We start from the raw sequence: 24130 nt of genomic DNA, 5'->3' as shown, positions 1-24130 counted from the left end.
GAAATTTTTGTTATGAGTTCGTATTACGGACCCTAAAAAGGAAGGGGGAAAACGCCCCACTTAGTCAACCGAGAGCGCTTTTTTGATCAGAGCTTCACCACCTTGAACTTTTTCGGCAAACGCTTTGTAAGATGTTCGCTCCGCAATTTTGCGCCATTCTTGTAATTGAGCTTCGGTCATCTCTACTATCTCAACATTAGCGGCTTTAAAGACATTCACCAGTTGAGTATCGAGATCCTTTGCTGCAGCATAAAAGTAATCTTCTGATTTTTGACCCGCTTTCAAAATTGCCTCCTGCTGCCTGTCGTCGAGGCGGTCAAAAGACCTTTTGGACATCAACAGAGGTTCATACATGAACCAAAGCGCGTTGGAGCCAGGAATTGTCAGGCATTTTACTTGTTCAAATATTTTGAAGGAGACGAGACTCGCCGAGCTTGTTACCACCGCATCTAACACCCCAGACTGAAGAGCATTATAAACTTCCGAGCTGGGCATTGAGGCAATTGAACCACCTGCACCAACAAGCATTTGTTCGAAAGATTTTCCTGCCGCTCGTGTTACCTGACCGTTTAAGGTTTGAGGCTCGGAAATACAGTTCTTACTGGATGCAAAACCACCGGCCAACCAAACATCGGCCAAGACCACTATCCCAGCATCATTTATGATTTTTTTAATTTCATCCATAAACGGAGAGGAGTTAAGCCGTCTCGCGTGATCATAATTCTTTACAAGACCCGGCATCAATGTCGCATCAAACTCCGCGTGTCGTCCCGATGCATATGCCAATGGGAACACCGATATATCAAGCTGCCCCTTAACCATAGCCCCCCATTGTTCCTTTGGCTTGTATAGGCTTTTGGCGGGGTAGATTTTGATGTTAAGATCAACATCTGCATTTGCGACTTCGCGAGCGAAGATGCGCAGCATTTCATCTCTGACATCGGCGCCTTTTGCAGGCCACTGATGTGACGCCTTCAAACTTTGTGCTTCACTCACACCAGTAGATAAAACGAATGCGCCAAGCACCAGTCCCAAGATAAAACGGAAACCAGTATGTATCATACTCTTACTTTCCAATTGTCGAAGAATTACAACTGCGCGCTATTCGCTCTAATCGTTGTTCCAAATTTTGAACTTGTATATATCGTAACGTTATACGTAAATTTCAAGTGCACAATAAAATACTCTATTCAGGGTTTTCAATGGCACTTGGGTAATTTGTAATCTAAATCGGCATTTGCTTGGGTTTTAGCAGTCGTAGTAATAAGAAATGAACATGAACAACAAAAATCTTTTTAGCCTGTTTGAAGAGGCCTTTAAATCTGCTCCAGACAAAATCGCATTTGAAACCGAAACAGGTCGACATTACCATTTTTCAGAATTACTCCAAAAAAGCGCACAATTTGCCAATCTACTTACTTCAGCTGGTGCGGGACCGGGAGACAGAGTTGCTGTTCAGGTTGAAAAAACAGTAGAGGCCGTGCTGTTATATTTAGGCTGCCTAAGGGCGGGCCTTGTCTATCTACCTCTGAATACCGCATATAAATCCGCCGAACTGTCCTATTTTCTGGAAGATTCCAGGCCCGCGGTTGTTGTATGTGATCCACAGAATGAAACTTCTTTGCGGTCTATCTCAGAAGACTGTGGTGTAAAAGAAGTCTTCACACTTTCCAAAACTGGCGAAGGTACGTTAGTCGAAAAAGCCGCGGATCAACTGACAGAGCAAGCCGTTATTTTGCGTACAGATAATGATTTGGCGGCAATATTATATACAAGCGGTACGACGGGGCGATCTAAGGGAGCGATGCTCACACACAGAAATCTGGCCACGAATGCGCAGTCTTTGGTGAACGCTTGGGCATTTAATGAAAACGATGTCCTCCTGCACGCGCTACCTATCTTTCACGTACACGGTTTATTCGTCGCACTTCACTGTGCCTTCCTAAAAGCCAACACGGTTCTTTTCCTGGCCAAATTCGACCCCAACAAGGTCATTGAGCGGTTGCCGCGATCTACAGTTTTCATGGGGGTGCCCACCTTCTATGTCCGTTTACTTTCCGCACCCGAGCTTAACCGCGAAGCCTGCAAAAATATGAGGTTATTTACAGCTGGGTCTGCGCCCCTACTAGAGGATACCTTCAACGAGTTCGAAACACGAACAGGGCATGTCATTCTTGAACGTTATGGTATGTCAGAGGCGGGAATGATTACATCCAACCCTTATGATGGAAAAAGGATTGCCGGCTCTGTAGGTTTTCCGCTCGACAATGAAGTCCGGATCTGTGATGACGAAGGTAACATAGTAGCTGATGGTGAAATTGGTGTCCTTGAAATCAAAGGACCAAACGTATTTCTTGGCTATTGGAATATGCCGGAAAAAACAGCGGCGGAATTTCGCCCCGACGGATATTTCATCACAGGTGACATGGCGAAAAAGCGTCCAGATGGATACTATCAGATAGTCGGGCGCGCCAAGGATCTAATCATTTCCGGCGGATACAACGTTTACCCCAAAGAAATCGAGAGTTATCTTGACGAAATGCCTGGCGTGCTGGAAAGCGCTGTCGTTGGAAAGCCCCATCCTGATTTTGGAGAAGCTGTCGTTGCCTTCATCGTTCCAGATGGCACCAAAGAGGTCACAGAGCAACAGGTGATTGAGTTTGTAAAAGAAAATCTTGCAAATTTTAAGGTCCCCAAACAGGTTCAAATATTAGAGGAGCTACCCAGAAATACTATGGGAAAGGTTCAAAAAAATGAACTCAGGAAGCAACTGGAAGCCGGTTAAATCTTGCAAGTAGATTTTTGACAATCAAACGATGAAAAGGGGCGATTACGAACATGTATATATCGCCCCTGCGCTCTTTGGTTTTTACGGTAGAGACAAAATACAGTTCACTATCGACCCTTGAAATAAAAACTGAAAAAAAGGCATCCAAATGTCGATCATTTGTCGAAACGATTAATTCATCGACGCTAACAGCTTCCACCTTGAAAAAACCGATGAAATCACCGACGCGATACCCATCTGGATCATCTTTTTGAAAATCATCATTTGGGATATCTGTCTTAAGCCCAATAAAGCGAACAATGCTATTTCGCAGTTTCATCAGCAGGGATACCCATTTTGGTGTGTAAGATAGCATATGATGAAAAGCAGAAGCCGCCGATAGTTCCTGCTTTGCATCCAATGGGCACTTATAACAATCCTTGTAGGTCGCATTGTCCCATTGCGCTTGCAAACGACAGGCGGTTGGAATTTCTGACTTTAAAATCATGCTCTTTCCCTTCCCCAAAAAGGTAACAGGAATGAGCCTGCGTCACCATGTGGCATTGTGACGCCGACAAAGCTTTTTCAGGCTTCTTTACGTTTCAGGTAAGCGTTGACTTTCGCGCGGTTTCCACAAGTAGACATGGAACACCAACGACGGCGGCCATTGCGTGACGTGTTTATAAAGTACAAATCACAGGACTCGCTCGCACATTGTCGCACTTTCGAAACCTGATCAGACGCCAAAAATTCCGCGATATCTTTTAAAATTGGAAATAGAAGTTGTTCAGGACCTTGCTCTACAAGCTTTTCTTGTAACTGATAGCCATCTTGAGCAGCTCTAGCACCAATTTTGTTGGGAACGTCGCCAGCTTATCGTTAAGGTCAGAGACAAATATCGGATCCATTGGCCAGCCATTTGCCATTTGATCAAGAGCTTTTACAAACTCGCGCCGTATTTCAAGAAGGTCCGCCATAACCTGTTCACAACGGGCAGGATTTTGAAACATGAACATATGATAGCTAGACGCCTCATCTTCATGCAGGAGAGATTGCGATTTGAGGAATGTCAACAAATTCTCAAGTGAGTGTAAGCCTTCACCCTCATGGCCAACGCGACTTTTGCTGTTTGCAAAATCAATCGCTGTTCGCCCGCCAACCGTATAAAAACCCTCAGAATTGATAACACCAGCTGATACCAACGCCCCAACTTTTACCAAAACACTTCTCCATCTTCGCTTGCAGCGAACTGTTACCTAACAAAGCGCGCAATCTGCATCAAAAAGGCTTCGACGGAAACCCCAAAAATTCGCCCAAGCACCAATTCTTTATATTTAACGAGTTAAATTTACAAAATTGGTTATATTATGGATAGTCTTAAATTAATTTTTGGCAAAAATATGTCCCTGTAAATATCTGTTATACAATTAAAAAGCCTCCGGAATTTCACCGGAGGCTCCTGTATAGTATTCACCCAAAATTATTTGGGTTCGTAGTAGCGCATGGCATCAAGCTTCATTTTCCGTTTTTCAGCATCAGAAGCTTTCCAGTTATACCCAAATGCGGCCCCTTCCCAGGATCCATACATTGGATTAGCAATGGTTATCCATTTACTGCTCCAATTATCTTTATATTTATTCAGGATTTCTTCACGCTCTGCAAGGGTAGCTCCTTTTGCGTCGACAAAATCTCCAAGGTTATCACCCAACAAAAGAATAATTCGGTAATCCTGCGCTACATGGGCCTGCGGGTCCCTTTTTCAGAACCCCAGTTTTCTCTCTCCCCCCTTAAGAGCACAGTATCGATCTTTTCATTAATGGGGTAACCCAGATCCTTCAGATTCTTTCGTGTACCGGCTTCACCGGGTGCTTTACGATTGGATACGTAAAATATCTCGACACCCTTGGATTTTGCATAATTGATAAACTCTTTTGAACCTGGAATTGGATCAGATTGAGCTGCATCAACGAATGGCATCCAAGTCTTGGAACTATAATTTTTCTTGGCCTTGATCAACCAAGCCTCATATTCGGTATTGTCCAGCACGGTTTCATCGACATCAAGGATAACCGCAGGAGGCTTTCCTTGATAATTGTCGCCCTGCTCGAGCGCTGCGGTCCAATCCTTATTCGCCAATGCTCTGTCCAGCATAATTTCAGCGAGCTTGAAGGCTGCCATTGACGAAGCCTTGAACTCCACTGCAGTCTGTGTCCACACAGTGGCATTAATTAAGTCGTTCGCAGCCTCATCTGCTTTTACGGCTGTTGTTGAAACAATTGCCGTTGAAGCTGCCAAAGCGAATACTGTTCCTAGTGCGCGTTTACCCAATTTCATTTGATATCTCCCAGTTCACCACGTCACTAAATAGTCCCTACGTGATGTGTCATGTCTTTCAGCGTAATACGCTGAGACAAACATTTCGACAGAAATGAAACAACAACACAAGCCCGATTTTAAAGGATCAGAAAAAATGAAGCTTGGAATTTGTATTTTTCCGGAGTTTTGACGATGACTTTAGAAAAAAGCTACAAGTAAATAAATGAATATAGCGATAAAAACAGTTTCAGATACAACCAGACTCACCATTGGCCATCCGACTTTCGCAATTTCCTTTAAGGACGTTTTCATCCCAAGCCCCGCGATTGCTGTCACCAAACAAACACGCGACAAATCTGTTAGCTGCTCTGTTGCCATTTCTGGCATCAATTGAAGACTGTTTAAGATGACGAAAATGACAAACCCAATGAGAAACAAAGGGGGCATTAAAGTAAATCGCTTACCAATATTGTCTTGGGCCGCAGTTCTTGAGCTGAAAATCAGGCTAAAAATCAAGACAACCGGAACCAGCATGGTAACACGAAGCAACTTAACTACTGTACTGACATCACCAGTCTCTTCAGACAGACTGTATCCGGCCCCAACCACCTGCGCTACGTCATGAATCGTCCCACCTAAAAACACACCTGCATCCACGGTGCCCAGTTCAAATTGTTGGGTCAGGAGCGGATAAACAACCATTGCAATGGTACTGAGCGTTGTCACGGCGACAACTGTAATGATCGTATTGTTTTCCGAATATTTGTTTTTTGGCATCACAGCCGACAAGGCAAGAGCGGCTGAAGCACCGCAAATAGCAACCGCCCCCCCGGTCAACAACCCTTGTGATGGCTTCAGTTTAAAGATCTGAGCGACCGCCCAACCGAAAAGAATTGTTGCAAAAATAGCAATCACGACGCCTGCGATCGTAACTTCGCCCAAATCGGCAATTTGTCCAAATGTGATACGTACTCCAAGCAACGCGACCCCAATACGCAAAACAGTTTTCGAAGCAAACTCAATTCCAGCACAACATACGCTGTCTTCCGAAAGAAAATGAAATGCCATACCAAGTAACAAGGCAAACAGCATTACCGGCCCGCCATAGTGGTCGCTCAAAAACGTGGCGGCCATTGCGATTGTGATACAGACAAGAAAACCTGGAAATATACTCTGGCACCATGTTTTCACCCGATCCATCACGCTCGCACCCTGTTGCGACATCACTTCAGCTCCGTTCTTATTTTACATTTTTTCACTGTTGTTATGGTCTTACAGGAAGAAATTTTGGCTCGCAACTGACTTCTAAATTTTTAGTATTTTAATAAAGTTTTTATTTAAGGCTGCTTGAGTTGCATTGTTACCAAGACAATAAAAATAAATAGTCTTATGATTTAGGCTGGACTGCAAAATTAGATAAGTTTAATTTTATTCGATGGTTAATACCGAGGCAGTAGAATGACAGTAGCCAGAAGGCTCATACTTTCGATAGTTGGGTTTAGTATCGTTGTTACGCTCTTGAGTACTGCGATTCAGCTTTACATCGATTATCGAAGTGAGTTGGAGGTTATTGAAAACCGTTTCGATGAAGTAGAAGAAAACCGCCTTAATAATCTGACATATAACATATGGGTCCTTGATGATGAACAAATAAGGATTTTTCTCGCTGGGTTGGTCAATAGTCCCTACTTTGAATATGCTTCCATTACAGACGAAGGGCGTGTCAGATGGGTCCAAGGAGCCATAAAATCCAGGCGTACAATCGAGAGAGAAGTCGACTTAAGTCTTACGAATGACGGACAGGACTTTGACCTTGGTAAAATTCGAATTGTTGCCGGGCTCAATCCGGTTTTTGAAAGCCTTCAATCCAGAGCCTCATTATTCTTGGCAGCAATGCCATTGTCATTTTTCTTATAGCCGGCTTTTTTCTTTTCATCTTCCAATACCAAATATCACGTCACCTGCTTACCCTCTCCAATTTCGCAAGAAACGTAAAACTGGAGAGCAACCAACCGCCGCTTGAGTTACAGCGCAGCAATAGTCCGGAAAAGCCCGATGAACTGGATGATGTGGTATCTGCACTCAACCTGATGCGCCAAAATATTGAAACATCCTATCTGGCCCTGAGGGAGAGTGAACAATATAATCGCATGCTATTTGAACAATCTCCTATTGGGCTTGCCCTTACGCGGCAAGACGGGACATTTGTGGATGCCAATCCTGCCTTCAAGGAAACTGTGGTTATAGCAGTGAAGAGCTCTCCCGTCGGTCTCTTTGGGACATCATACCTGAAAATGAAACCCAAAACGAAAAGCAGGAAGTCGCTGCATTGTCAGAAAGGGAAACAAGTAGCTTTTTCGAGCGCGAAATTATCAATAGTGACAAAAAAGCAATTCCAGTTCAGTTCGCCTACCATACCTTGGAAAGAGCCGGTCAGCGTTTTATTGGTATAAGCATGCAGGATATATCAGACCGGCGTGCATCTGAATTGGCACTCGCAAAGAGTGAGGAACAACTTCGCCAATCTGAGAAAATGCGTGCAGTTGGTGAGTTGACTGGTGGCGTCGCCCATGACTTCAACAACCTATTGGCAATCGTGCTTGGAAATGCGGAACTGATAGAGGAAAAACTACCCCCCGACAGCCTGATCTACCATATTTGAAGACTCTTATTTCAGCTGCATTACGCGGAGCTGAGCTTACTCAGCAGCTTTTGGCATTTTCCCGCAAGCAAATGCTTAACCCGAAGGTTACAGACTTAACAAATCTGGTTGATAAAATGGCCGGAATGCTGACCAGAGTGTTGGGGGAGAGCATTGAGGTTACGACAAGTGCACAAAGTGGTTATGGAAATGTAATGTTGATCAAGGGCAACTTGAAAATGCGATCCTGAATCTTGCTATTAACGCCCGTGATGCTATAAATTCCGCAGGCGGAAGAACGGGTAAACTGAACATCGACATATCCAATCAGATCGTTGATGACGATATGGCGGAAAACCATGAAGATATTGTCGCCGGTGAATATGTGATGCTTTCTATCGCCGACAACGGGACCGGTATTCCTGCGGAAATACTGGATCGCATTTTTGAGCCTTTTTCACCACGAAACAGGTTGGCGAAGGCACGGGCTTAGGATTAAGTATGATTTACGGATTTGTGAAGCAATCCGGCGGGCATGTGTTAGTATATAGTGAATTAGATATTGGTACTACAGTAAAGCTGTTCTTGCCTAGAGTGCAGGGAGATCGGGCGGGGAGAGAAGAAGTCATGACAACAGATCAGCAATTTAAAACCGGCACTGAAACAATCCTTGTACTGGAAGATGATCCAGATGTTAGAGAATTGACCGTGCTGCAGTTGAAAAGTCTGGGTTACAGGGTACTGCAAGCCCATGACGGAAGTTCGGCACTCGATGTTATTTCCAAAGAAGACAACATAGATCTGCTTCTTTCCGATGTCGTTCTTCCAGGGGGCTTACGAGGACCGGAAGTTGCGATTAAAGCAAGAGAGAGCAAGCCGAACCTGAATGTTCTCTTCATGTCCGGCTATACCCAGAATGCACTTGAGTCACATACGGAGCTCGGCGATTCGGCGTTGCTCCTCAACAAACCCTTTCGCAAAAAGGATCTGGCAGAGAAAATTCGCGAAGCGATTGAAGGATAGCAGTCACCTCACGCCAAACTCTTCTAACTTGACTACCAGTCTTCAATAGCCAGAAGTTGAAGACTGTTTGTATCCAACAAAAACTGTTCCAGTTCGTCATTCCCTTCACAGAAGCGAAATCTGCTTTTTAAAGCGGCCAATGAACGACCAGCATATTTTACCGTATCCTGTTTGAAGAGCCGTCCTTTAAGCGCTACTGAAAATGTATCCTGTTCTAATTTCAGTGCTTTTGCATTGGCATTCGACCAGGGTAAAAAGAGTTGGGAGATTTGACTTTCAACGAGAGGCTTTAAAGTAAGTTTCACTTTTTCAGCGTCATCCCAACCACCAAGCTCTTCAGGTTCCAACATTCGCTCTATCCAGGCCGAAACATTTGCAAAATTTGAAACTATTGCAGCGGAGGTAGGTTGTTGAGTGCAACAATATAATTGCGCAAATAGACCAAAATCAGCGAGGGACGGTTTACCGCCAAACAAATAGTGGCGGCCATTAAGATGGGTTTCGAGCAATTTCAACAAATCATCAAGCGACTGCTCTATTGTATCTTTCGTGGTTTCATTTGAGCCAACAAAACTCAATCTCGGAACCATTCTTGCTTTTAACTGGTTGCAAAATGCCTCCAGCTCTTTCGCATTTGCATAAGGATTAAGAGTTTTTGCCAATCCTCGTGCGACATGGTCCTGATCGACCTCTCTCCACCAACGATAATGGAACATCGGCTTATTAACCCACTCGTCCGCATATTCCTCAAGGAGATAGCTCAAAAAAGCCAAGGTAGGCTCCGCAGGTAATACTCTCCGGTCGAGAAAGCGCTCTTCCATTTTCTCAATGATTGGAGTGCTATCCTGCAAAACCTCATCCGTAGCGATATTATGTACCAGTGGTACCAGAGGTAATTTTGCCAGCGCCTGAAACTCTGACATATTTTTCAATGTCCGTGGACGCCATTCATGAGGAATTTGTTTATATCGAAAATAGGATCTCACCTTAACTGAAAAGGGTGAATATTCAGATCCGTAAATCACATAGGTCTCTTTGGACATTACAGCTCCCGATTATTATTCTTGTTTATTGATATTCTGACACATTCAGCAAAACTTCCAAAAAGTTATTTTTAAAATACAATTATGATGTAGATTGAGATCAAACAAATATGGAGTAGTGTCAATTATGTCTGTCCCATCACATTTTTCTGCAACCTATTCAGAGGCTCGTCAAAAATTTTTGAATGCCTGCGAGCATCGCGGCCTTGCCGTAGAGAGTTATCACAATCCAAATGCGAAAGGGCGTGAGGGAGAGGATCTGTTTATGGATGTTGCGCGAATGGGCCCTGACAGCGCATCCAAGGTGCTTTTTGTAAGCTCAGCTACGCACGGCGGAGAAGGTTTTTGCGGTTCTGGCATACAGGTAAACCTTTTGGAAGGTGGCTATTTGTCAGAACTTCCTGAGGATATTGCAGTCGTCTTTATTCATGCCATAAACCCGTATGGGTTTTCTCATGTTCGCCGGGTCAACGAGGACAATATCGATCTCAATCGAAACTTTAGAGACTATAGTGAGCCCTTGCCCGATAATCCCGCCTACCGGGAAGTCCATAACATGATTGTACCAAAGGATTGGGACGGCCCGGCTAGAGAAGCCGCCGAAAAAGCAATTGAAGAATATGTCAAACTAAACGGCATGGCAAAATTTCAAGCTGCGGTAACCGGGGGACAACATGTTCACGCTAACGGTATTTTTTACGGCGGTAAAAAAGCCGCATGGAGTAATGAAACACTTCGCACAGTCTCCAAAAAACATGCGGGAGATGCAAAACATCTTGCCATGCTTGATATTCATACCGGGCTTGGTCCGTACGGATATGGAGAGCTAATTTATGTTGGTGATCTGAGCGGGATAGATCGAGCGAACGAATGGTATGACAACGAGGTCACTTCACCCGAAAGCGGAACCTCAACATCAGCACCAGTATCAGGCACCATAGACAAAGGCATCTGCGAGATGGCACCCGATGCCACAAATACTTGTGTAGCTATTGAATATGGCACAATTCCACTCATGGAAGTTCTGAACGCACTGCGGGCGGACAACTGGCTCTATGCCTATGGTGATGTCGACAGTGATCTTGGTAAAGCAATCAAGAAGCAAGTTCGTGATGCATTTTACTGCGATGCCGATGATTGGAAAGAAATGGTCTGGAAACGTGGTATTGAGACAATCGAAAAAGCGCTAAAGGGCCTTGAAAAAAGTTAATTCACGATCAGTGAGGATGAAGTGCTTTTTTTAATTCATCCTCACTAATTCCCAACTTTTGTGCAGCAACTTTCAGATATGGCGGCGGCGGTCCTAATGCTCTTTTCAACGTACGGACATCTATTCCCAGCCGATCCGCCGCGCCATCTATATCGGGGCGACCTACTGGCCTTTGCATTACTTTTGATTGCCCACTTGTCAAAACAGTTCCTTTCAAGCAACGCGGTACAACGGGAAAGGTTTCCGTTAAAAAATATGCATAGGTGCCCGATGGGAATTCTTCCGATACGGTAAATGCACCATTACACTCATCCAAATTCCCGGTACCTCTTACATATTCCCAGTCAGCGACGAAAGCACCGTCGTAAGGACCGGATGGTGCATTGAAGCCTCCTGGACGCATCCCCTTTCTTAATTGATAGGACGATTTGACAATCTCAAGCTTTCCCTCCAGTCGGCCAATCAGAGCGTAAATGGGATGACCATCCATCGCCCAACCAACCAGCGGCGAATGCATGTCTTTGGAAAATCCGAGTTGTTGCAGCAAACCTGTAGGCAACCCATGATAATGATAAGTTCCGTTCCTTTGAACATGGGCATGGTGCTCATCAAGACCTAACACTACAGCTCCTCCCAACGGGTCGTATTGCCACAGTGAATGTCTCTCACCCCGGTACCATTCAGCAGCCTGAGGATCAAACAAAACACCATTTACCGCTATCCCGAATACATCAAGGTTAAGATAACGCGGTTCCTCACTCACCACTGGTTTTAACGGTAACTTGTAATAGAAAGACTGCTCACGTATAGCATGCGGATTACCTTGACCGGGAAACCTGCCTGTAAGGTGATTTGCAATTCCGTTAGCTGTAATTACTCGGTATGGCCCTTTAACCGCGATATCTACCTTATTCACAGCAATTGGCAAAACTTTGGCTTCACGAAGCGATAATTGAGCACTTTTCGTTTCGGTGTGGTGACGCAGGTCATGTGGATTGGCAATTGAGTAACTAAACTCAGGCTGACAAAAACAAATCAAGCTGAGAGCAAATAATCGCATCTTGTCCCCTCATCCGAAGAATATCAACCGGTTACGGTATTAAATTTCAAGATAACTTCATAGAAAAAGGGGCCGATTGGCCCCTTTTTACTGCATACTCAAACTCTGCTTACTAGTCTTCAATTTCAAGACCACTATGTGAGAGTTTATCCAGCTTCGGCATCAAGGAAAGCAGCTCCTTGGTATAGGGTGCAGAAGGCGCCTCAAACAGGGTCTCTGTTTCAGAGACTTCAACCAACTGCCCCATTTTCATCACACCGACGCGATCACACATCTGACGAATAACTGGCAGATCGTGACTGATAAACAGCATGGTGAGCCCTAATTCTTCCTGCAAATCTTTTAGCAGGTTCAGAATTTGTGCCTGAATGGACACGTCAAGTGCCGATGTTGGCTCATCACAGATCAGAAACCTTGGACGAGTAGCCAATGCACGCGCAATGGAAATTCGCTGACGCTGACCACCCGAAAATTCGTGAGGATAGCGAAGTGCTGCCGCACGTCCGAGCCCCACATGTTCCAAGAGATCAAGAACAATGGTTTCAACTTCCTGATTACTGGAAGCCAATTTATGAAAGCGAATTGGCTCGGCAACGATATCCATTACCTTCATCCGTCCGTTTAATGAAGAAAACGGATCCTGAAATATCATCTGCATCTGACGGCGATAGTAATCGAGCTCGGTTTCCGACTTGATTTTTGTCAGATCCGTTCCGCCAAAATTAACTGAGCCACTTGCAGGCTTGTACAACCCGCAAATCATTCTGGCTACAGTCGATTTTCCACTACCACTTTCACCGACAAGCCCGAATACCTCGCCTTGTCGAATATCAAAAGATACATTATCGACAGCGGTAAAATATTGACGGTTCTTCTTTAGCAACGCTTCCTTGGAAATGAACTTCATCACCAAGTTTTCAACTGAAACAAGAGACCCTTCAACCGCGTCAAAATCCTGCGCCTGACCTAGCCAGTGGGTTGAAATGTCAAAATCCTTCTTTCGGTCTTCTTCCTTTTCAATGTAATCCACCATTGGGAACCGATGCAGCCGAACATCAGGACGCGGAACCGCGCTGATCAGGCTTTTCGTATACGGATGATCCGGATCACCGAGGATCTTTTGCGTAGTCCCCTCCTCCACCAGATCACCGCGATACATAACAGCAACGCGATCGGTAATATCTGCGATCACCCCCATATCGTGGGTGATGATCAGCATACCGACTTGTTTTTCACGGCAAAGCCTTCTCATCAATTCTAAAATCTGCGCCTGAATAGACACATCAAGCGCGGTAGTGGGCTCATCAGCGATGATGACTTCGGGCTCTGCACAAAGAGCAAGTGCAATTACCACTCGCTGACGCATACCACCAGAGAACTGATGAGGGTAATGCTTAATACGCTCTGCCGGATTTGGAATGCCAACCTGATCCAGCAGATCGATAGCACGCTCCAATGATTTTTCAGCACCAAGCTTAAGGTGCAAATCAATTGTTTCCACGAGCTGTTGCTCAATTGTCTGCAGCGGATCAAGTGATGTCAGTGGATCCTGAAAGATCATTCCGATCCGACGACCACGGATTTTACGGATTGCATCTCGGTCCAGATTGTTAATCTGTTCACCTTTCAGGTAAACATCACCGCCAGCAACTCGCCCTGGAGGTTCCAGCAAGCCAATGACTGCATTTCCAATCGTTGATTTACCTGCACCGGACTCGCCGACAACTCCCAACACTTCACCTGGTTTAACCGTTAGCGTTACACCTTTAACAGCGTCAACAGTACCTCGGCGGCTGGGAAACTGAATTTTGAGGTCATTAATCTGTAGTAATTCCATCTCACAACCTCCTTAGCGTAATTTTGGGTTCATGGCGTCACGCAGCCAGTCGCCAAGCAGGTTCACAGCCAGCACCAAAATCAACAGTGCTGCCCCCGGGAAAATGGTAATCCACCATTCACCAGAAAACAGATACTCATTACCAATACGGATCAACGTCCCCAAAGATGGCGTCGTGGGCGGCACCCCTACACCCAAAAAGGAAAGTGTCGCTTCTGTAATAACGGCAATGGCCAAATGAATTGTCGCAATCACCATCACCGGCCCCATCACATTGGGCAAAATATGTCGATGCAAAATCGTAATCGGACGAATGCCAATCACACGAGCCGCCTGAACATATTCCTTGTTTTTCTCAACAAGTGTAGATCCGCGGACTGTACGAGCATATTGAACCCAGCCAGATATCCCAATTGCGAAAATCAGTACATATATGGAAATCTGCTCATGCAAATGTGCTTCGAAGATACCTCTTGCTACACCATCAATCAGCAAAGCGATCAAAATTGCAGGAAATGAGAGCTGAATGTCTGCAACACGCATAATAAATGCGTCCACACGACCACCCGCATAACCACTAATCAAGCCAAGTGATATTCCCACGACCATGGAGAAGACAACTGAGGCGAAACCCACAATCAGCGAAATTTGCGCGCCATACATAATTGTCGATAAAATATCCCGGCCCTGATCATCGGTACCAAACAGGAAACGCGGGTCCCCTTCCGCCATCCAACTGGGCGGCAAACTGGAATCCATAATATCAATATTTGCAAGATCAAATGGGTCCTGCGGCGCCAGTAATGGAGCAAATGCAGATGACAGTACCATGATCAGAGTTACGATCAACGAAACGATAGCAACCGGATTGCTTTTGAAGCTATGCCAAATATCACTATCGAGAAAGCGTTCAAGACGCGTTGTTTCTACAGCTTTTTCCATCTTAGGACCCATCGCTCGTACGCAGGCGAGGATCTACTGCATAATACAGAATATCCACAATCATATTAATAACGACAAAGAAGAAGGCAATCAGCACAAGATATGCCGCCATAATCGGAATATCCACGTCAGCAATCGCCTGAATAAACATCAAGCCCATACCGGGCCATTGAAATACGCTTTCGGTAATGATCGCAAATGCAATCAGTGAACCAAGTTGCAAACCGGTGATCGTAATTACAGGCACCAGCGTGTTCTTGAGCGCATGCTTGAAATGTACGGATCTGTCCGGGAGCCCGCGCGCTTTTGCAAATTTCACAAAATCCGTGCGCAATACTTCGAGCATTTCTGCCCTTACAAGCCGCATAATAAGAGTCATTTGAAATAGCGCGAGCGTAATTGACGGCAAAATCAGCGACAAAATTCCCGACTTGGTCAGAAAGCCTGTTGTCCAGAACCCGAGATCAACAACATCGCCCCGCCCGAATGTCGGCAGCCAGCGCAAGACAACGCCAAAAAACAGAATTAATAAAATACCGATCAGAAATGTCGGAAGTGACACTCCGAACAGGGACATGGTCATTACCATTTTTGAGATAACGCCGTTTCGCCTCAGCGCAGTATATACCCCCAAAGGAATACCAACCACCAACGCCAAAACCGCTGATACGAACGCCAACTCCAACGTAGCGGGCATCCGCTCCGCAATCATTTCGCTTACGGGGACTTTAAACTTGTATGAAATTCCAAAATCACCAACGACAGCGTTACCGGCAAATCGCAAAAACTGAACAACGAACGGATCATTCAGACCCAGTTGCTCTCTTAGTTCTTCACGTTGTTCCTGAGTAGTGTCCTGCCCCACCATATTATTAATGGGGTCGCCAACAAACCGGAACATGGAAAATGCGATGAGAGCCACAGTAAACATTACAATAAATGACTGGATCAATCGCTTGAATAAAAAGGAGACCATGACAAAATTAGCTTTAACTTATTAAAAAAATAGGGCCTGCAAATGCAGGCCCTAAATAACAGTCCACTTAGTTTATGACAACATAGCGGAAATCGAGTGCGTTATCAGCACGCTGGTTAAGTTCAACACCTTCGCGCACACCCCAAGACAGAGGCTGCTGATGTAGTGGCAAGTAACCAACTTCTTCTTTCAAAATTGTGAAACCTTCTTTGATCAGAGCATTCCGTTTTGCCTGATCCGTTTCAGAGCCGATTTTTGCAGTCAGCTCGTCAATTTTTGGATTACAGTAGTTACCCAAGTTGAACAGACCTTTTTTCTCTTCTTTATTCTGGCAAGTCAGAAGTGAGGAGAATACGTTTTCAGCATCCATAGTACCTGGCGTCCAACCCAGCAGATAGAAACTTGTGTCATATCCACCAGTTGCCAGAACTTTACCGAAATATTTGGACTTTGGCTGTGCAAGCAGATCAACCTTTACACCAACTTTCGCCAGCATGGAAACAACAGCCTGACAGATTTTCTCGTCATTTACATAACGGTTGTTTGGGCAATCCATTGTCACTTCAAATCCATCTGGATAACCAGCTGCAGCCAGAAGCTCCTTGGATTTGGCAGGATCATATTCGTATGGAGTATTCAGTTCAGGAATATGACCATTGATTTGAGGAGCAATCATCAAACCAGATGGAGTTGCTGCACCGCGCATAACTTTTTTCTTGATTGCATCAAGGTTAAGTGCATGTGCAAATGCTTGACGAACGCGAATATCCTTAAAGGGGTTCTTGCCTTTAATGTTTGAATAAAGCAGTTCATCCCGCCCCTGATCCATACCAAGGAAAATTGTACGTGCTTCTGGACCCGCAAGAGGTTTCACACCTTTTGCTTCTTCCAAACGCTTCCAGTCCTGCACTGGAACTGGATATACAAGATCCAATTCACCAGAAATCAACGCGGCCACGCGAGTAGCAGCTTCCTTGATCGGTGTGAATTCAATTTTAGTCACATTGGACTTCATTGAACCCCAGTAACCGTCAAATTTGGAGAAGGTTGTTTTAACGTCAGCTTTATGCTCATCAACTTTAAACGGACCAGTACCGTTTGAATTCAGGTTTGCAAAGTTCCCTGAATTATCTGCTGATGCACTTGTTGCATTAGCTGTGTTGTTTGCTTCTGACCATTCTTTATCCATGATCAGGATATTTACCAGATCAGAAGTCAGAATTGGATTTGGCGCAGGTGTTTCAATGATCACAGTGTGGTCATCAACAATTTCCACATTTTTGATCTTAGACGCACGCGCGATCTGATCAGAACCTTCACCGATTGCACGTTCCCAAGTAAATTTCACATCTGCCGCAGTGAAATCATTACCGTTGTGGAATTTAACGCCTTTACGCAGGTTAAACTTCCATTTGGTTGGTTCAATAGTTTCCCAGGATTCTGCAAGCCCTGGCACAACCTTTAGATTATCATCATATAAAACCAGACCTTCATAGACATTGTTCAAAGAGCCCAAAAGGAAAGTTTCGTTAAGTGAGTGTGGATCAAGCGAGCTCAAGTTCCCCTGAAAAGCAAACTTGAAAGTCTCCGCTTTTACAACCGGTGCAGAAAGCGCGATTGCCGCAGCCGCTGTCGCAGCCAAAATTCCATGACGCAATTTCATTAATATCTCCCTGTGTTCATGGTTACATACTATTCCGGCCCAAATCAGGCCGCCTGTTCTACACCAAACTCCCTGTGCGATATAGAACGTTGCAAATGAGACTAACCAATAGTTTATTGGCTGTCTACTTAACTAATTCGCCAAATCATCAATCAGTTTGCGAATAAACTGCTCTGAAGCTTTCACTTGTGACAGTTCGATATACTCATTAGGTTGATGCGCAATTCCTATCGAGCCCGGTCCGCAGATCACAGTTGAATATCCTGCTTCCTGAAATTGGCCCGCTTCCGCAGCATATGCAACGAAAGAAGTGCTGTTCTTTCCAGTGATCGCTTTGCAAATGGCTTCCGCTTCTCCGTTTTCCTCAGGGCCCAACGCCGGTGTAGAGGACACCATTTCGGTCGTAATCGAGCATTCAGGATCAACGGCCTGCATTGCAGGAAGCAGTTCTTCGCAGTAACTATTAAACCGATCAATAAAACTTTGTGGGTCATCCTCGGACACATAACGTATGTCCCAAGTGAACTCGCACTCACGGGATATGATATTCATTGCGGTACCGCCATTGATTACTCCAACATGCAATGTTGTGTAACCAGGGGCCGGCGCGTAAAGATTATCGGGGTTCGTTTTCGCCTTATTTTCTGCCATCATGTCAGCGATAAAATTGACAAGTTTGGTCGCAGTCATCACAGCACTTACTCCGTCTTCGACAAGGCTGGAATGCGCTTCTTTACCAATTACCTTGGTTTTTAGACCTACAATGCCTTTATGAGCTGTAACAATTTCCATCATGGTAGGCTCACCGACAATGACAGCACGCGGTTTCATGTTCCGCTCCACCATGTCTTCAATCATTCTGGGCGAACCAAGACAGCCAATTTCTTCGTCATAGGAAAGCGCGAAATGTATTGGCTTTTTTAGCCCTTTTTCGATCATTTCGGGAACCATTGCCAAAGCAATGGCGGAAAAACTCTTCATGTCGGAAGTGCCGCGCCCATACAACTTGCCGTCGATCTCAGTGACTTTAAAAGGATCTGTTTTCCAAGGTTGTCCATCCACAGGGACAACATCAGTATGACCCGACAGAACAACACCACCTTCTTCATCGGGTCCAACGGTTGCAAACAGATTCGCTTTTGTCTTGTCGTCGTTATAAATTTTTTGAGAAGTAACACCGTACTCAGCCAGATAGTCAGCTACGAAGTCGATCAAATCCAGATTTGAGTTTCGTGAAACGGTATCGAAAGCCACCAGTTTTTCAATCATTTCAACCGGCGTATAACGCTTAGACAAGAGAAGCCTCCATTTGTTTGACATCAACACAAGCCGCGACTCTATACAAGTGCAGATTGGAGTAAAGGCTTATTTGTCATATTTTAACAAAACGAAGACGAAAGCTTATCATTTTGAAATTAACTTAAAACAAGAACGAGGATTCCCGCAACAATCAGCAAGATGCCTGTCGCTTCATTTCGGTTGGTTTTCTCTTTAAAGTAAAAATAGGAAATCAAGAATGTGAAAACCAGTTCAATCTGCCCAACTGCGCGAACGTAAGCTGCATTCTGCATTGCCATGGCAGTAAACCAGCCAATTGAGCCCAGCATACTTGTTACACCCACCCAGATCGCAATTCGCCAATTTTTAAGAACCAGAGTGAACTGCCCCTTTTCAAATACAATAAGGTAGATGGTGATCGAAATAGCCTGAAATATTAAAACATAAAAGATGGAGGTAGCGGCCTGCATTATCACCCCATCGCCCCCCAAAGACAATGAAGCTGCGCGGTAGCTGACTGCACATATCCCAAACAGCCCACCTGACAGCAACCCATAAAGAGCGGACTTGCCTGTCCAACCTGTTATCAGGTCGCGAAACGTAATCTTACTACCCGACAGAGATATCAACATGATACCGACCATACTGATTGTTATGGCAAACAGAGCCGGGACACTCAAACTATCTCCAAGCAGGACCACACCGAAAATAGCTGCTTGAACTGTCTCCGTTTTGGAATAAGTAGTCCCAACGGCAAAGTTACGAAGGGAAAACAGAGCAACCAGTAACGCAGTTGCCAGTATCTGGGTGGCACCACCGACTACCACATAAATGAGGAACTCTCCGTTTGGTGTAAAATACTCATAGCCACCAAGCTCATGTAGACCCAACAGATACAGGCAGGCAAAAGGAAGCGCGTAAAAGAAACGAACATGCGTAGCCCCACCGGTCGTGAGTCTATCTTTCAGATATTTCTGCAGTGCTGTTCGTACATTCTGAAAAAACGCAGCAAAAACGGTTATGGCAATCCAGGCTTCCATAAAATGGCTTTCCACTATTTTATTATTTCAACAGGCTAACAGCTTATTTTAACTTATTTTTCTGTCAATTGCCGCAATTGCATGGCTGCCATGAAAGGTGATTAATAATCACATTCCACAGCCCCCATTTCAACATATACGCTTTTCACTTGGGTAAAGTGATCCAGAGTTCTGGCGCAGTTTTCTCTTCCGATACCAGATTGCTTTGATCCACCGAATGGAACACCTGCGGGCGTCAGATTATAATTATTGATCCAGCAACTGCCTGCTTTTAGTTTCTTAACTACCCGGTGGGCGCGCGCCAGATCTTTTGTGAACAAGCCTGCCGCCAACCCAAAGTCAGTGCTATTCGCCCTCTCAATCACATCTGCTTCGTCAGAAAAAGAAAGTACAGACATCACGGGGCCAAAGATTTCTTCCCTGCAAATGGTCATGTCATCAGTGCAATCTGAAAAAACCGCAGGTGACATGTAAAAGCCACGCTCAAGCCCCTCTACAGAAATTCTTTTCCCGCCACAAACCAGTGTCGCCCCCTCCTCAAGTCCTTTCTCCACATAGCCCATAACCTTTTGGCCATGATCTTCATTGATCAGAGCACCAACCTGAGTTTCCACCTCTCTGGGGTCCCCAACCACAAGATTTTCAGTCCTCTTCGCCAATCGTTTGAGAAACTCACCCTTTATGCTGTCGTGAATAAACACGCGTGTCCCGTTGGAGCAAACCTCGCCCATACTGTAAAAATTGGCATTCATTGCACCAGAAACAGCATTATCGAGGTCAGCATCATCAAAAATAATAAGCGGGGATTTGCCGCCCAGTTCAAGTGTACTGTGTTTTACGGTTTCTGAGGACATTTGCAGAATTCTTTTCCCTGTGGGCACAGATCCTGTGAAAGTCACTTTGTCGATTTCCGGGTGCTGTACGAGCAAACCACCAGTTTCTGCCTTGCCATGAACAACGTTAAACAATCCGGCAGGCAAACCCGCTTCCTCATAGATTTCTGCGAGTGAAATTGCATTCATTGGCGTTAATTCAGAGGGCTTGAACACCATGGCATTACCAGCGGCCAAGGCAGGGGCAGATTTCCACGTCGCGATCTGAAGTGGATAGTTCCACGCCCCGATACCAGCGCACACACCGAGCGGTTCGCGGATTGAATATGCCATCGCTGACGATCCCAGATCATGGTAATCCCCGCGTATGTCCATCGCCAAACCACCAAAAAACTCCAGCGCATCAATTGCACTATCGACATCAGCATAAGGCGTTTCAGAAATAGGCTTGCCGGTATCAATAACCTCAATCATTGCCAGTTCCTGACGTCTGCGTCTCATGATTTCTGCCGCGCGCAAAAGAATTCGGCCACGCTCCATACCCGGCGTACCGGCCCAAGTTTCAAAAGCACTTTGAGCGGCGCGAACCGCCTGATCAACGTCCTCTTTTGACGCAAGACTTACTTCACATTCAACGCCGCCATCCAAAGGGCGGAAGTTTGTGAAAGTCTCACCGCTATTGGAATGAATTTTTTGACCGTTGATATATAATGGAAGTAAAGTATCAGTCATGAAGATTTCCCGCTAAGCCGAAATTTTCGTGCACTTTAACGGGAACTGTAGCCCAACGCTACCCGTCATAAACAAATTACCAATGCGAAAAATAGGCTCTCGCTGGATCCTCGTTCATTTCCGCTGTCATGGTCAAGCCGGTATCGTCGAAGCTGTATCTTGCAACACTGTTTTTCATTCGGGTTTCGAGCAGCACTTTACGGCCCCATAGTGTATATAAATGCTCCAGTGTCTTTTCGGCATAGCTCGCTTCCAACTCGCGACCATCGAATTCATGAACCAGCTTTAGAGTTCTGGCTCCATCGCAATCTCCATCGACAATGGAAATCCGCGGAATTGCCCCCAATCCAATTGAGTTTATGAGTAGATTTTTTACGTCCTGCCAACTTTCCTCATTGGCTGTTTTCGAAACTATCCAGTCATTTTGCTGCACTTCTGCCTGAAACAGATCCAGCTTTTCCATAGTTTCACGATCCATGAAACGACGTATAAATGACGTATCTCTGTCCACTTCCCGAATTTCAAACATTAACTCTCTGATATTTGCTGGTTGTCGATCATGTGCGTGATCCCTTGCCTTGCCTAACTCTTTTTCTTCTATTCGATCCCAAAGAGCCAATCCGATATTATACGGATTAATATCTCCCGGGATTGGGCGAACTACCTGATTATGCCGAACCAGAAACTCCATATGAATGTCTGTCGGCAACTCAAGGCTATTCATTATTTCACGGTGCCAATAACACGCCCATCCCTCATTTATGATTTTTGTTTCCATTTGCGGCTGAAAATAAAGTGCCTCCTCATGTACAATCGTCAGCAAATCCTTTTCCCACTCGGTCAAGCGTGCATTATGATCTCGAATAAACAGAAGAATGTTTTCCTCAGGCTCTAATGGAAACTTGTGGGATATCTTTTCAATTTCCTGCTCTGAGTTTCCGCTCTCCTCCGCTGCCTTTAACGCGCGAGAAAGTTGTTGTTCACCGGATCGGGCTTTAACAGCCTGATTACGGCGACACTGAAATGATAAAGAGTGGGCTGCATCCAAAATGCGCTCCACAGCCTTCAATCCAATTGAAGGGTCTTCAATATAACTTCGAATTCGATCCGCATGCGCCTTAAACCGCGCAATCGTTCGATCAGCACGGGTATGCGAAAAGGTGAAATTGTTCTTGAAGAAATCGTTGTGGCCATACACATGCGCCATAGTTAAAATTTGCAAGCAAAGGGAATTGTCACGCATCAATCCAGCTATACAGGGATTGCTGTTGATCACCATTTCATAGGGGATGCCCTGTACACCATAATCATAAAGTGTTTTTGTTCTCTCGAATGATTTACCGAATGACCAGTGGGGATAATGGGATGGCATTCCATGATACGTCATCATTCCCAGCATTTGAATGTGATCACAAATTTCAAACTCTTGAGGGTAGCAGTCGAGACCGAATTCCTGAACTTTTTCAAAAATCCGTTCCTCCCACTTTTCCAGATCCTGCAAGTTATAATTACGCACCATGACTTACCCCCAGCTCTCTGGATCAGCATGTATGGTAGTACTTCGCTCCCGCTCTTTTTGAAGGAAAGCTTTGAATTTGGGCCAAATGTCAGCTTTACCTGTTATGCAAACAGTCGTGAAATTTTCTGCCTCAAAATCATCAAACTTTTCAAGCATTGGCGTACCCCACGCCACCGTACCTTCCGGTTTGATTTCTCCATATCCAAAAAGATTACATACCTCACTCAGCTTTTTTGCAAACTCCATGGTCCTTGGAATATCTTCCTGAAAGTTATCCCCATCGGAACAATGGAATGCATAAACATTCCAAAGAGTTGGATCATATCTATCATTTATTACTTCAAGCGCTTTCTGATACCCTGAAGATATCATTGTTCCGCCGGACTCACCTCTGTGAAAGAAATCATCCTCATTCACTTCGCGGGCAATAGTATCATGCGCGATAAATACCAGTTCTGTTTGTTGATATTTGAGCCTGACAAACTGATACAGAAGGAAAAAGAAACTGCGTGCCAAATATTTTTTCATAACATTCATGGACCCGGACGTGTCCATAATGCAAACAACTACCGCATTTGACTCGTAGCGAATATCAGGCTTATGACGATGATAACGAAAATCTCGCTGATTAAAGGGAAAACGGTTTTCTTCTTCCCCTGTTTCCTTGATCTCTTCCAGTGGCTGACGGGCATTATCAATTTTTTCCTGAACAAATTTACGCCTAAGTCGACTTTTCGCGGTTCTTTTTTTGTCCAGATGCGCACGAATTCCAACCCGTTTGGTTCCGCTGCGCTTATGCGTATACTCAGCTTCTATCGCCCGAAGTGGCTTGCTCTCCAGATCTGGAAGTTCCAGATCCTCAAACATCAAATCAATAAGCTCTTCTAATGTGACATCTGTTTCATAGTAATCCTCCCCGGGCGAATTACCTGCCTTACCGTCACCGCCATCCCCCTGTTCTTGCCCCGCCTTTCCAACAACCTGCCCTTCTTCGGTTCCGCCATTTCCTTGCGCAACTCGGGGCTGGTTCTGCCCATAAATAAAACGATACTCTTTAATCCCCTTTATCGGCACTTTAATAATCTGGTCGGAATCTCGACCAATGATGGACTGTTCGGAAATGACGTCCGCGATATTTCCCTTCAGGACCTCTCGTAATTTTTCCTTATGCCTTTGACGGTCACCAGAAGTACGATCAGATTGCAGGCTATCCGAAGGGGAATACGGGCGAAATACTGCACCCATTTTCT

General features: G+C 45.0%; 25 protein-coding genes. 7 read left to right on the top strand and 18 right to left on the bottom strand.

Going from position 1 to position 24130, the window contains the following annotated elements; translation table 11 throughout:
* Positions 1 to 60: 60 nt before the first annotated feature.
* The gene (gene dctP / locus JCM23214_RS14540; protein WP_025899579.1) at positions 61 to 1062 is read right to left on the bottom strand and encodes a TRAP transporter substrate-binding protein DctP; all 1002 of its coding nucleotides are present in this window, start codon (positions 1060 to 1062) and stop codon (positions 61 to 63) included.
* Positions 1063 to 1276: 214 nt separating this feature from the next.
* On the opposite strand from dctP, the gene JCM23214_RS14535 reads away from it, so the two are divergent.
* Positions 1277 to 2785 (top strand): malonate--CoA ligase, encoded by a 1509-nt coding sequence (locus JCM23214_RS14535; protein WP_025899578.1) that lies wholly within the window; start codon positions 1277 to 1279, stop codon positions 2783 to 2785.
* On the opposite strand, the gene JCM23214_RS14530 is transcribed toward JCM23214_RS14535, so the two are convergent.
* The 6 genes from JCM23214_RS14530 to JCM23214_RS14515 all read right to left on the bottom strand — a co-directional run bounded on the left by JCM23214_RS14530 (position 2760) and on the right by JCM23214_RS14515 (position 6307).
* The gene (locus tag JCM23214_RS14530) at positions 2760 to 3275 is read right to left on the bottom strand and encodes a DUF2867 domain-containing protein (protein ID WP_025899577.1); all 516 of its coding nucleotides are present in this window, start codon (positions 3273 to 3275) and stop codon (positions 2760 to 2762) included. The genes JCM23214_RS14535 and JCM23214_RS14530 overlap by 26 nt on opposite strands.
* Positions 3276 to 3352: 77 nt before the next feature.
* Complete coding sequence (locus JCM23214_RS26810) at positions 3353 to 3490, bottom strand: CGNR zinc finger domain-containing protein (RefSeq protein WP_369405910.1); 138 nt, start codon at positions 3488 to 3490, stop codon at positions 3353 to 3355.
* A gap of 77 nt (positions 3491 to 3567) precedes the next feature.
* A complete protein-coding gene (locus JCM23214_RS14525; protein ID WP_025899576.1) occupies positions 3568 to 3987 on the bottom strand; it encodes an ABATE domain-containing protein in 420 nt (139 codons plus the stop codon).
* 260 nt (positions 3988 to 4247) lie between these two features.
* A complete protein-coding gene (locus tag JCM23214_RS26105) occupies positions 4248 to 4478 on the bottom strand; it encodes a hypothetical protein (RefSeq protein WP_199899631.1) in 231 nt (76 codons plus the stop codon).
* Positions 4479 to 4501: 23 nt separating this feature from the next.
* Complete coding sequence (locus tag JCM23214_RS21100; RefSeq protein WP_051548190.1) at positions 4502 to 5101, bottom strand: HAD family acid phosphatase; 600 nt, start codon at positions 5099 to 5101, stop codon at positions 4502 to 4504.
* A gap of 180 nt (positions 5102 to 5281) precedes the next feature.
* The gene (locus JCM23214_RS14515) at positions 5282 to 6307 is read right to left on the bottom strand and encodes a YeiH family protein (protein ID WP_037493627.1); all 1026 of its coding nucleotides are present in this window, start codon (positions 6305 to 6307) and stop codon (positions 5282 to 5284) included.
* 234 nt (positions 6308 to 6541) lie between these two features.
* On the opposite strand from JCM23214_RS14515, the gene JCM23214_RS14510 reads away from it, so the two are divergent.
* From JCM23214_RS14510 to JCM23214_RS22720, 5 genes are all read left to right on the top strand, one after another.
* Entirely contained in the window at positions 6542 to 7000 is a 459-nt protein-coding gene (locus JCM23214_RS14510; RefSeq protein ID WP_025899574.1) for a hypothetical protein, read from the top strand.
* A gap of 247 nt (positions 7001 to 7247) precedes the next feature.
* Positions 7248 to 7745 (top strand): PAS domain S-box protein, encoded by a 498-nt coding sequence (locus JCM23214_RS25635; RefSeq protein ID WP_084264844.1) that lies wholly within the window; start codon positions 7248 to 7250, stop codon positions 7743 to 7745.
* Positions 7742 to 7975, top strand: a complete 234-nt coding sequence (locus tag JCM23214_RS22725; protein WP_025899572.1) for a hypothetical protein — start codon at positions 7742 to 7744, stop codon at positions 7973 to 7975. The genes JCM23214_RS25635 and JCM23214_RS22725 overlap by 4 nt, the downstream gene beginning before the upstream one ends.
* The gene (locus tag JCM23214_RS23175; RefSeq protein WP_084264842.1) at positions 7969 to 8217 is read left to right on the top strand and encodes an ATP-binding protein; all 249 of its coding nucleotides are present in this window, start codon (positions 7969 to 7971) and stop codon (positions 8215 to 8217) included. Before JCM23214_RS22725 ends, JCM23214_RS23175 begins: the two co-directional genes overlap by 7 nt.
* 8 nt (positions 8218 to 8225) lie before the next feature.
* Positions 8226 to 8747 (top strand): response regulator, encoded by a 522-nt coding sequence (locus JCM23214_RS22720; protein ID WP_025899571.1) that lies wholly within the window; start codon positions 8226 to 8228, stop codon positions 8745 to 8747.
* 32 nt (positions 8748 to 8779) lie between these two features.
* Here JCM23214_RS22720 and JCM23214_RS14485 read toward each other — a convergent pair whose 3' ends face one another.
* Entirely contained in the window at positions 8780 to 9790 is a 1011-nt protein-coding gene (locus JCM23214_RS14485) for a glutathione S-transferase family protein (RefSeq protein WP_025899570.1), read from the bottom strand.
* A 127-nt stretch (positions 9791 to 9917) separates the two neighbouring features.
* On the opposite strand from JCM23214_RS14485, the gene JCM23214_RS14480 reads away from it, so the two are divergent.
* Positions 9918 to 11000, top strand: coding sequence for a M14 family metallopeptidase (locus JCM23214_RS14480; RefSeq protein WP_037493626.1), 1083 nt, complete (start codon positions 9918 to 9920; stop codon positions 10998 to 11000).
* A gap of 7 nt (positions 11001 to 11007) precedes the next feature.
* Here the strand turns inward: JCM23214_RS14480 and JCM23214_RS21090 are convergent, their stop codons facing one another.
* From JCM23214_RS21090 to JCM23214_RS14430, 10 genes are all read right to left on the bottom strand, one after another.
* Positions 11008 to 12060 carry a YHYH protein gene (locus JCM23214_RS21090; RefSeq protein WP_025899568.1) on the bottom strand — a complete coding sequence of 351 codons (1053 nt, stop codon included), beginning with the start codon at positions 12058 to 12060 and terminating at the stop codon, positions 11008 to 11010.
* Between the two features lie 112 nt (positions 12061 to 12172).
* Complete coding sequence (locus tag JCM23214_RS14470; RefSeq protein ID WP_025899567.1) at positions 12173 to 13897, bottom strand: ABC transporter ATP-binding protein; 1725 nt, start codon at positions 13895 to 13897, stop codon at positions 12173 to 12175.
* 12 nt (positions 13898 to 13909) lie between these two features.
* Positions 13910 to 14839, bottom strand: a complete 930-nt coding sequence (locus JCM23214_RS14465) for an ABC transporter permease (RefSeq protein WP_037493625.1) — start codon at positions 14837 to 14839, stop codon at positions 13910 to 13912.
* Between the two features lies 1 nt (position 14840).
* Positions 14841 to 15815 carry an ABC transporter permease gene (locus tag JCM23214_RS14460; RefSeq protein ID WP_025899565.1) on the bottom strand — a complete coding sequence of 325 codons (975 nt, stop codon included), beginning with the start codon at positions 15813 to 15815 and terminating at the stop codon, positions 14841 to 14843.
* A 67-nt stretch (positions 15816 to 15882) separates the two neighbouring features.
* Entirely contained in the window at positions 15883 to 17478 is a 1596-nt protein-coding gene (locus tag JCM23214_RS14455; protein ID WP_025899564.1) for an ABC transporter substrate-binding protein, read from the bottom strand.
* Positions 17479 to 17610: 132 nt separating this feature from the next.
* Positions 17611 to 18774 (bottom strand): acetylornithine deacetylase, encoded by a 1164-nt coding sequence (gene argE / locus JCM23214_RS14450; protein WP_025899563.1) that lies wholly within the window; start codon positions 18772 to 18774, stop codon positions 17611 to 17613.
* 119 nt (positions 18775 to 18893) lie between these two features.
* Positions 18894 to 19796, bottom strand: a complete 903-nt coding sequence (locus JCM23214_RS14445) for an EamA family transporter (protein WP_025899562.1) — start codon at positions 19794 to 19796, stop codon at positions 18894 to 18896.
* A 101-nt stretch (positions 19797 to 19897) separates the two neighbouring features.
* Positions 19898 to 21361 carry a betaine-aldehyde dehydrogenase gene (gene betB, locus JCM23214_RS14440; RefSeq protein ID WP_025899561.1) on the bottom strand — a complete coding sequence of 488 codons (1464 nt, stop codon included), beginning with the start codon at positions 21359 to 21361 and terminating at the stop codon, positions 19898 to 19900.
* Positions 21362 to 21437: 76 nt separating this feature from the next.
* Positions 21438 to 22880: a SpoVR family protein gene (locus JCM23214_RS14435; RefSeq protein ID WP_084264840.1), complete on the bottom strand. Its 1443-nt coding sequence runs from the start codon at positions 22878 to 22880 to the stop codon at positions 21438 to 21440.
* A 3-nt stretch (positions 22881 to 22883) separates the two neighbouring features.
* Positions 22884 to 24125, bottom strand: coding sequence for a YeaH/YhbH family protein (locus JCM23214_RS14430; protein ID WP_025899559.1), 1242 nt, complete (start codon positions 24123 to 24125; stop codon positions 22884 to 22886).
* Between the last annotated feature and the right edge of the window lie 5 nt (positions 24126 to 24130).

This window comes from Sneathiella glossodoripedis JCM 23214 (assembly GCF_000616095.1).
Lineage (GTDB): Bacteria > Pseudomonadota > Alphaproteobacteria > Sneathiellales > Sneathiellaceae > Sneathiella > Sneathiella glossodoripedis.
Note: the sequence above shows the minus strand (reverse complement) of the source record. Positions and strands in the feature narration are given on the sequence as shown.

What these genes read in the sequence shown, in the direction of transcription:
- betB (WP_025899561.1), bottom strand. Translation starts at nt 21,361, where the DNA reads ATGACTGATACTTTACTTCCATTATATATCAACGGTCAAAAAATTCAT.
- JCM23214_RS14485 (WP_025899570.1), bottom strand. Translation starts at nt 9,790, where the DNA reads ATGTCCAAAGAGACCTATGTGATTTACGGATCTGAATATTCACCCTTT.
- dctP (WP_025899579.1), bottom strand. Translation starts at nt 1,062, where the DNA reads ATGATACATACTGGTTTCCGTTTTATCTTGGGACTGGTGCTTGGCGCA.
- JCM23214_RS14510 (WP_025899574.1), top strand. Translation starts at nt 6,542, where the DNA reads ATGACAGTAGCCAGAAGGCTCATACTTTCGATAGTTGGGTTTAGTATC.
- JCM23214_RS14445 (WP_025899562.1), bottom strand. Translation starts at nt 19,796, where the DNA reads ATGGAAGCCTGGATTGCCATAACCGTTTTTGCTGCGTTTTTTCAGAAT.
- JCM23214_RS14465 (WP_037493625.1), bottom strand. Translation starts at nt 14,839, where the DNA reads ATGGAAAAAGCTGTAGAAACAACGCGTCTTGAACGCTTTCTCGATAGT.
- JCM23214_RS14530 (WP_025899577.1), bottom strand. Translation starts at nt 3,275, where the DNA reads ATGATTTTAAAGTCAGAAATTCCAACCGCCTGTCGTTTGCAAGCGCAA.
- JCM23214_RS22720 (WP_025899571.1), top strand. Translation starts at nt 8,226, where the DNA reads ATGATTTACGGATTTGTGAAGCAATCCGGCGGGCATGTGTTAGTATAT.
- JCM23214_RS14470 (WP_025899567.1), bottom strand. Translation starts at nt 13,897, where the DNA reads ATGGAATTACTACAGATTAATGACCTCAAAATTCAGTTTCCCAGCCGC.
- JCM23214_RS14515 (WP_037493627.1), bottom strand. Translation starts at nt 6,307, where the DNA reads ATGTCGCAACAGGGTGCGAGCGTGATGGATCGGGTGAAAACATGGTGC.
- JCM23214_RS14435 (WP_084264840.1), bottom strand. Translation starts at nt 22,880, where the DNA reads ATGGTGCGTAATTATAACTTGCAGGATCTGGAAAAGTGGGAGGAACGG.
- JCM23214_RS14455 (WP_025899564.1), bottom strand. Translation starts at nt 17,478, where the DNA reads ATGAAATTGCGTCATGGAATTTTGGCTGCGACAGCGGCTGCGGCAATC.
- JCM23214_RS14535 (WP_025899578.1), top strand. Translation starts at nt 1,277, where the DNA reads ATGAACAACAAAAATCTTTTTAGCCTGTTTGAAGAGGCCTTTAAATCT.
- JCM23214_RS14460 (WP_025899565.1), bottom strand. Translation starts at nt 15,815, where the DNA reads ATGGTCTCCTTTTTATTCAAGCGATTGATCCAGTCATTTATTGTAATG.
- JCM23214_RS21090 (WP_025899568.1), bottom strand. Translation starts at nt 12,060, where the DNA reads ATGCGATTATTTGCTCTCAGCTTGATTTGTTTTTGTCAGCCTGAGTTT.
- JCM23214_RS14480 (WP_037493626.1), top strand. Translation starts at nt 9,918, where the DNA reads ATGTCTGTCCCATCACATTTTTCTGCAACCTATTCAGAGGCTCGTCAA.
- JCM23214_RS14430 (WP_025899559.1), bottom strand. Translation starts at nt 24,125, where the DNA reads ATGGGTGCAGTATTTCGCCCGTATTCCCCTTCGGATAGCCTGCAATCT.
- JCM23214_RS21100 (WP_051548190.1), bottom strand. Translation starts at nt 5,101, where the DNA reads ATGAAATTGGGTAAACGCGCACTAGGAACAGTATTCGCTTTGGCAGCT.